7 protein-coding genes are annotated in these 8,316 nt (G+C 64.9%); 2 read left to right on the top strand and 5 right to left on the bottom strand.

What is annotated here, in order from left to right; genetic code table 11:
* On the bottom strand, window positions 1–653 hold a 653-nt coding region (locus ACREE8_RS05955; protein WP_431572064.1), incomplete at its 3' end, for an IS1595 family transposase.
* A gap of 264 nt (window positions 654–917) precedes the next feature.
* On the opposite strand from ACREE8_RS05955, the gene ACREE8_RS05950 reads away from it, so the two are divergent.
* Window positions 918–2,870 (top strand): PhoX family protein, encoded by a 1,953-nt coding sequence (locus tag ACREE8_RS05950; RefSeq protein WP_431572063.1) that lies wholly within the window; start codon window positions 918–920, stop codon window positions 2,868–2,870.
* A gap of 252 nt (window positions 2,871–3,122) precedes the next feature.
* Window positions 3,123–3,608 (top strand): transcriptional repressor, encoded by a 486-nt coding sequence (locus tag ACREE8_RS05945; protein WP_431572062.1) that lies wholly within the window; start codon window positions 3,123–3,125, stop codon window positions 3,606–3,608.
* Window positions 3,609–3,624: 16 nt separating this feature from the next.
* Here ACREE8_RS05945 and ACREE8_RS05940 read toward each other — a convergent pair whose 3' ends face one another.
* The 4 genes from ACREE8_RS05940 to ACREE8_RS05925 all read right to left on the bottom strand — a co-directional run.
* Complete coding sequence (locus tag ACREE8_RS05940; RefSeq protein ID WP_431572061.1) at window positions 3,625–4,176, bottom strand: phosphonate degradation HD-domain oxygenase; 552 nt, start codon at window positions 4,174–4,176, stop codon at window positions 3,625–3,627.
* A complete protein-coding gene (gene tmpA / locus ACREE8_RS05935) occupies window positions 4,173–5,309 on the bottom strand; it encodes a 2-trimethylaminoethylphosphonate dioxygenase (RefSeq protein WP_431572060.1) in 1,137 nt (378 codons plus the stop codon). The genes ACREE8_RS05940 and tmpA overlap by 4 nt, the downstream gene beginning before the upstream one ends.
* A 139-nt stretch (window positions 5,310–5,448) precedes the next feature.
* Window positions 5,449–7,890, bottom strand: a complete 2,442-nt coding sequence (locus ACREE8_RS05930; RefSeq protein WP_431572059.1) for a GcvT family protein — start codon at window positions 7,888–7,890, stop codon at window positions 5,449–5,451.
* A 264-nt stretch (window positions 7,891–8,154) separates the two neighbouring features.
* Window positions 8,155–8,316 (bottom strand): aldehyde dehydrogenase family protein (locus ACREE8_RS05925; protein WP_431572065.1); only part of this gene is annotated, 162 nt, incomplete at its 5' end.

The following is an 8,316-nucleotide window of genomic DNA, read 5'->3' as shown; positions in this document are numbered from 1 at the left end:
TGGCGATACTGGCCCGCGTCGTCGGTCATCAGCGCGGTATTCCCGTCCAACTGGGAAACCAGAATTTCGCGCAGGGTCTTTGCGGTGACATCGGAGACGTGCTGGCTGCGAACACGGCCGCCGCGCTCGACCAACGAGAAAGCGATCTCCTTGCCCATACCGCCAACGGCGCTGGTCCGCTTGTTGCGGTGCTTGTTCTTCTCTTTGCCGCCGATGTAGGTCTCGTCGGCCTCGACCGTCTTACCCTCGCCGCCGAGCGGGCCGGACGACGGGTTCAACTCGCGCATACCCTCGCGAATGCGATGCGCCATGAACCAAGCGGTTTTGTAAGGAAGGCCGATCATCCGGTGCAGCTGGTGCGCGCTCATCCCCTTCTTGCTGGCGCACATGAGATGCGTCGCCAACAGCCACTTGGTCATCGGAATGTGCGACCGCTCATAGAGCGTGCCCACGGCCGCCGTAAACTTGCGCCGACAATCCTTGCAGTGATACCAGCCCGGCCCCATGGACTTGCCACCCAGCGTCGCCACGCGGTCAAACGAGCCGCAGAACGGGCAATAGGGGCCGTTCGGCCAACGGATGGCTTCAAAGTGCTCCCGAGCCTTCTCAAGGTCGGTGAAAATCGGGTTAGCCAGATCAACGGTCGCGGTCATGAACATCTCCTATGCCCATGAATATAAGGATTCGACCGTGTTCAGTCAAGGTGATAATTCCCCCCTCAAGGGGGGAGGGGCTTAGTAAGAAATAGAGCGGGACGTCGCTCGAGGCATTGAATCCCCCACTTGTCCCCCGCGTCATATCGCTGTCATGAAGCGGTCACGCGGGAGTCCTGGCCTTCTGTCTATGGTCGCGCCAGATTTCAGCGCCGTCATGTTTCGTCACCCGACGGCGCGCTCACCTCTGGAGAGAGAGGCCTAATGACGTCGATCGACCGCTATCCCCCGATGACCATCGCCGACGCCGACGATATCGGTTCCAACCCCACCGACAATTCGCCGCTGATCGAGATCGCGGCGCGCCGCTACAGCCGCCGTGCCGCATTGCGGGGCCTGGGCCTCACCGGCGCCGCCGGCCTCTTCACCGGCCTCCTGGGCGCACGCTCCGCCAAGGCCGACGGCAATCCCTCGACCCTCACCTTCGAGGAGATCGAGCAGGGCATCGATGACGGGCTGCGGCTCGCCAAAGGCTATCGTGCCGACGTGCTGATCCGCTGGGGCGACAAGCTGAGCCCGAACGCGCCGGCTTTCGAGGCCGGGAAATCGACCGCGGCCGGCCAGGCCGTGCAGTTCGGCTACAACAACGACTTCATCGGCTTCATCTCGCTGCCCGTGGGCTCGAACGCGTCGGATCACGGCCTCCTCTGCGTCAACCACGAATACACCAACATCGAGCTGATGTTCCCGGGCCTCACCGAGGATGACAAGCTCGACAAGGCGACCGCCGAGCAGGTCGCGACCGAGATGGAAGCGCATGGCCATTCGATTCTGGAGATCCAGCGCACGGGCGACAAATGGGCAGTGGTCGAGGACAGCCCCTATAACCGCCGCGTGACAGCGACGACGCTGATCACCATCACCGGACCCGCCGCCGGGAGTGACCGCCTCAAGACCTCTGCCGATACATCAGGAATGTCCGTCAAGGGCATGGTGAACAACTGCTCCGGTGGCATCACGCCCTGGGGCACGGTCCTCACTTGCGAAGAGAACTTCAACAATTACTTCGGCGGCGATCCCTCGGCCGCACCCGACGCCGCCTCCTTCAAGCGCTATGGCATCAAGGGCGAGCCTGAATATGCCTGGTGGAAGCACGAGGCCCGCTTCGACCTGAGCCAGGAGCCGAACGAGCCCAACCGCTTCGGCTGGGTGGTCGAGATCGACCCTTTCGATCCGAAATCCCCGCCGATGAAGCGCACCGCGCTCGGCCGCCTCAAGCATGAGGCCGCGACCAGCGTCATCGACAAGAGCGGCCATGTGGTCGTCTATCTCGGCGACGACGAGCGCTTCGACTATCTCTACCGTTTCGTCAGCAAGGGCACCTACAGCGCCGGCGACCGCAAGGCCAATCTCGGCCTGCTCGACAACGGCACGCTCTCGGTCGCCAAGTTCGATCCCGACGGCAAGCTGCATTGGCTGCCGCTCACCTATGGCGAAGGCCCGCTGACCGAAGCCAACGGCTTCAAGAGCCAGGCGGACGTCGTCATCGAGACCCGCCGCGCGGCGGATCTCCTGGGCGCCACGCCGATGGACCGGCCCGAGGATGTCGAGACCGATCCGGTGACGGGCCGCGTCTATGTCGTCCTCACCAACAACACGAAGCGCGGCTACAACCAGATCGACGCCGTCAACCCGCGCGCCGACAACACCGCCGGCCAGATCGTCGAGCTGATCCCGGCGGGCGGCGACGGCAAGGACGCCGATCACACGGCGGCCGAATACAAGTGGGACATGTTCCTGGTTGCGGGCAACCCGCTCTGGGGCACCACGATGTATGGCAAGGGCACCAGCAAGAATGGCTGGCTCGCCTGCCCCGACAACGTCGCCTTCGATCCCAAAGGCCGGCTCTGGATCGCGACCGACCAGGGCGGCACGCAGAAGAAATTCGGCATCGGCGACGGGCTCTACGGCACCGATGTCAGCGGCGACGGCCGCGCGGTCACGCGCAAATTCGTCGCCATGCCGCGCGACGCCGAAACCTGCGGCCCCTGCTTCACGCCGGACGCCAAGACGCTCTTCATCGCCGTCCAGCATCCGGGCGAAGGTTCCGTCTTCGCCGAACCCACCACGCGCTGGCCTGACTTCGATCAGAACCTGCCGCCGCGTCCCGCCGTGATCGCCATCGTCAAGGAAGACGGCGGCGAGATCGGCAGCTGAGTTGACGTGCCTGACCTGTCTGGACTGAGACTTGATTCCCCTGACTTCATGACACAGACGAACCTTATCTGAGCTAGTACCCCGACTACGGCCTTGAACTGGCGGGAAGACGGAAGCACCGTTTTCCCGCCATTTTTTCTTGTCCGCGAAAGAACTTAACGCCCAGGCTCAGGCCGCCGATCCGGACATTGGCGTGGCGGCATGTTTGTTATAATATAACCCAGACTGCGATTGCGAGATGAGGCAAGGCGAATGGCTCCCGTCACCGGCATGAAAACCGTCGCCCATGATCACGAGCATTGCATCGCCGAGGCCCTGGGCGCGGCGGAGTCGCTCTGCGGCGAGCGCGGCGCGCGCCTGACCGACATCCGCCGGCGAGTGCTGGAGCTGGTCTGGCAGAGCCATGCGCCGGTCGGCGCCTATGAGCTGCTGGAGGCGCTCCGGGCCGATGGCCGCGGCGCGCAGCCGCCCACCGTCTATCGCGCGCTCGAATTCCTCATCGAGCAGGGGCTGGTCCACCGGATCGAATCGCGCAACGCCTTCATCGGCTGCACCCATCCGGCCGAGATGCACAGCTACCAGTTCCTGATCTGCCGCGGCTGCGGCAGTGTCGCGGAACTGACCGACCGCGCGATCGCGACCGCGATCGAATCGGGAGCCCGCAAGCAGGGCTTCGCGACGCAGCGCTCGACGGTCGAGATCGAAGGCCAGTGCGCGTCCTGCCAGCAGGCCGCCTGACGGAAACTCGCGCAGATCAGACGCGCAGCGAGGCGCGGATCAGCGGCGCGAAATGGGCCAGGTCCGGTGTCTTCATGCCGAGCACCTTGGCCTCCTCATCCCAATGGCGCAGCTTCACCGCCTGCCCGGCATAGGGCTCGGCCGCGAAGGCCGCCGCCTCTTCCGCTTTGTGCGGGCCGCCCTGCAGCCGCAGCGACAGCACCGAGGCTTCCGAAAGGCGGTCGAAATAGCCGGGCTCGGCGACACAGAGATAGCGCTTGGCCTCGACATGGAGCCGCACCGGCTCGGTCACGTCCGGTCCGAAATAGCGCGACAGCCAGGCCGAGCCCAGGGACTCATGCTCGGTGTCGATCCCCTGCTCCGCGATGTCCTGCGGCAGCTCATGGATCAGATGACCGATATCGTGCAGCAGCGAGGCGACGATCAGCGCGCGGGGCGCCCCCGCCTGCTCGGCCAGCCAGCCCGCCTGCAACGCGTGATCGGTCTGGTTCACGCCCTCGCCATAGGTATCGCCGCCACGGCGCTCGAAGGCGGATTGGATCTGGAGCAGGAGATCGTCGGCGGTCATGCGCGCATCTCCGCCGCGGACCCACGCTCCAGCACGCGCCAGCGGCTCAGAATGCCATCCTGGTCGATATAGCAGCCCTGGAGATGGCGGCGCCCCAGATTGGGATCGAACCCGTCGCGGCCATGGAGCACGCGGTCGTTCTGGAACATCAGCAACTGCCCCGGCGCCAGGCGGAAGCGCAGCTCGCCCTCCGGCCGGCGCAACAGGCGCGCGAAGCGCCGATAGGCCGCGTACCAGCCCTCGATCTCCTCGAGCGGCAGGTCGATGGGGGCCGCAGAGCGGTTGTTGAAATGGACCGAGCGCACGACGCCCTCGTGATCGGTATGGATCACGCGCTGGTCGGCCTCGAGATCGGCGTTCTTGTCGGAGAAATGGAAATGCTGCGGCAGCTTCGAAAGACGATCGAAAGCCGCCGGATCGTCGCGCCGCAGATCCTCCGCGGCCTTGAAGCCATCGACCAGGATGCTCTCGCCGCCGGGCGCGTCGGCCTCGAGGCAATGCAGGAGCTGGATGCCGGGTGACGGGTCGCGATAGGGATTGTCGGTATGCACCCCCAGCCCCACCGAGGTGTAGGCCAGATTGTTGGGGTTCGGGATCGACTTCACGTCGAAGTAAGCGCCGTAATTGGTGACACGGACATGGCCGAAGCGGTTGCCGGCATCGACCACCATGCCGCTCCGGGTCGGCACATTGTCGAGGAGCCCGAAGCCATAGGCGTGATAGCGCGCCAGGAACCCCCGCTCCGCCTCGGGCGAACGGTCGAGCTCGTTCCAATCGGCGCGCGGCAGGTTATTGGCGATCTCGTTGCCCCAGATCCGGTGCTGCGGCCGGCGCCGGGCACGGGCTTGGGGACTGAGCTCATGGGCCTTGAGCCAGTCGGCCGCATAGCGGCTGTCATGACCATCCGACCAGCCGATCTCGATCGCATCGCCCTTCGCCGCGACGGCCTTGGGTGCGATGTCCTCGGGGATGTCGAGCGTGTCGAGCAGCCGCTGTCCATTGCCGGGATGACGGCATCGGGCGCAGCGGCAATTGTCGCGCAGCCACAGGAAGGGGAATTCTGCGGCGCCGCCCTCGCGCCAGCGGACAGCGACACGCCGCCCCGTCACTTCCGCATTCTGGACTGCCGTCATGATTCCATTCTCCTCACAAACCGTCTCGCGGCCTCCCTCCCCCTACCCCCTCCCGTGAAGGGAGGGGGCGCGATGTTTGTAGTTCCAGCCCCCTCCCCTTGCGGGAGGGGGTTAGGGGGAGGGGTGAGCCGCTCGGTCTTCAAACCTTCATCCGCCCGCTGGTCGGGTCATACATCGGCTTGAGGCTTGCCCGTGCCGGCTCGCGCTTCAATCCGACCTCGATCTCCCATTTTCCGGACGCGACCCAATCGGCATCGACGCCGGCCTCGTTCTTCACATAGCCCATCGCGATCGCGCGGCCGAGATGATGGCCGTAATTGGCCGAGCTGGTATGGCCCACCCGCTCGCCGTTCCGGTAGATCGGCTCGTTGTGATAGAGCAGCGGCTCCGGGTTCTCGAGCGCGAACTGCAGGATGCGCTTGGGCAGTTTCCGCCCTTTCTGTTTCAACAGCGCGTCGCGGCCGATGAAATCGACATTCTTGTCCCAGGCCACGGCGAAGCCGAGGCCCGCCTCGAGCGGCGTGTCCTCGTCGGTGATGTCGTGGCCCCAATGGCGATAGGCCTTCTCGATGCGACAGACATCCATCGCATGCATGCCGCAGAGCTTGAGCCCGTGTGGGCCGCCCGCGGCAAAGATGGTGTCGAACACGCCGACCGCGAACTCGGTCGGGACATAGAGCTCCCAGCCCAGCTCGCCCATATAGCTGATGCGGGTTGCCCGCACCGCCGCATGGCCGATATTGATCTCCTTGCTGGCGCCGAAGGGGAAGCCCGCATTGGACAGGTCGGCCTCGGTCAGCGGCTGCAGCAGGGCCCGCGCGTTGGGGCCCATCACGCCGATGACGGCATAGGCGTTGGTGATGTCGTCGACCGTGACCTTGGCGCCCGGCTCGATATGGCGGACGAGCCAGTTCTTGTCGCGCACCGCGGTCGCGGCCGCCGTTACGATCCAATATTCGTCATCGGCGATGCGCGTCACGGTGAGATCGGCCTCGATGCCGCCGCGCTCATTGAGCCACTGGGTATAGACCGCTCGGCCGGGAGCGCCGCCCACGTCGGAGGCCGAGATCCGCTGCAGCTGCGCCTCGGCATCGGGGCCGCGCACCAGGAACTTGGCGAAGGTGGACTGATCGTAGAGCCCGACCTTCTCGCGCGTCGCCTTCACCTCTTCACCGCAATAGGAGAACCAGTTCTGGCGCTTGAAGCTGTACTCATACTTCGGCTCGACTCCCTTGGGGGCGAACCAGTTCGGGCGCTCCCAGCCGGCGACGTCGCCGAAGCAGGCGCCGTTCTCCTGGAGCCGCATATAGAGCGGCGTGCGGCGGATGCCGCGCGCCGTCGTGAACTGGCGATAGGGCCAATGCATCGCGTAGAGCAGCCCCAGCGCTTCGGAGACGCGGTCATAGAGATAGGTCTTGCGATTCTGATGCGGCATCATGCGCCGGATATCGACGTCCCAGAGATCGAAGGGCGGATGGCCCTCGACGATCCAGGAGGCGAGCGCCATGCCCGCACCGCCGCCCGACTGGATGCCGATCGAATTGAAGCCAGCGGCGACGAAGAAATTCTTCAGCTCCGGCGCCTCGCCCAGGAGATAGCGCTGGTCGGGCGAGAAGCTTTCCGGCCCGTTGAAGAATTTGCGGATCCCGGTCTCGCCGAGCTTGGGCACACGATGAATGGCACCCTCGAGGATCGGCTGGAAATGATCGAAATCCTCGGGCAGCTCGTCGAAGCAGAAATCGGCGCGGATGCCGTTCATGCCCCAGGGCTTGGCATTGGGCTCGAAGGCCCCGATCAGCAGCTTGCCGGCGTCTTCCTTGTAGTAGGCGCAGGCATCCATGTCGCGCATGACCGGCAGGTTCGACGGCACATCCATCGGCTCGGTCACGACATAGAAATGCTCGGCCGCATGGAGGGGCACATTGACACCGGCCATGAGGCCGACCTCGCGCGCCCACATGCCGCTGCAATTGACGACGATGTCCGACTTGATCTCGTGGCCGTCATCGGTGCGGACGCCGGTGACCTTGCCGTCCTGCTTCAGGATAGCGGCGACGCGCGTATCCTCGAAGATCTTGGCCCCGCCCATGCGGGCACCCTTGGCCAGCGCCATCGCGGTGTCGGCCGGATTGCACTGCCCGTCATTGGGAAAGAAGATCGCGCCCAGCAGATCCGAGGTGTTCATCAGCGGATATTTCTCGGCGACCTGCTTGGGCGTGATCGGCTCGGCATCGACGCCGAAGGCATGGGCCAGCGAGGCGCCGCGGCGCAGCTCGTCCCAGCGCTCCTCGTTGGTCGCGATCGAGATCGAGCCGTTCTGCTTGAGGCCCGTGGCCTGACCGGTCTCCTGCTCGAGCTTGCGGTAGAGCTCGATCGAATAGCGCGCGAGCTTGGTCAGGTTGCCGCTATAGAGCATGCCGCGCACCAGCCCCGCCGCATGCCAGGTGGTGCCGCTGGTGAGCTTCTTGCGCTCCAGCAGCACGACATCCTTCCAGCCATGCTTGGTGAGGTGATAGGCGACGGAACAGCCGATGATGCCGCCGCCGATAATGACGGCCCGGGCGTGGGAGGGCAGAGCCATACTCAAAGGTCCCCTTCTGGAAGGAATGCGGGGCGTAATCTAGCGGGGTCGCGCCTCAAGGTGAACCGCCAGCCGGTCGCAGGGTGAGGGTTGATATTTATATCCCCTCCCCCGCTTCCTCCTTTCATCCCTTCCCCCCTTGTGGGGGAAGGTTAGGAAGGGGGGTGATCGTAGATCGCGTTGGTTGCCCCACCCCCTCCCTTGCCCTCCCCCATCAAGGGGGAGGGGACGAGGAGCGGCGGGGGAGGAGATGGTGGGCCTGGTTCACACCCAGGGCAGCGAGTAAATCTTGACGTTGGTGAAGCTCTTCATCGCCTCGATCACGCCTTCCTTGTAGCCGAGACCCGAATCCTTGATACCGCCGAAGGGCGACATCTCGATCCGGTAGCCCGGCACTTCCCAGACATTGACGGTGCCGACTTCGAG

Source organism: Hypericibacter sp., from assembly GCF_050729195.1.
Lineage (GTDB): Bacteria > Pseudomonadota > Alphaproteobacteria > Dongiales > Dongiaceae > Hypericibacter.
The sequence above is the reverse complement of the archived record's forward strand: the minus strand, read 5'-3'. Positions and strand labels throughout refer to the sequence as shown.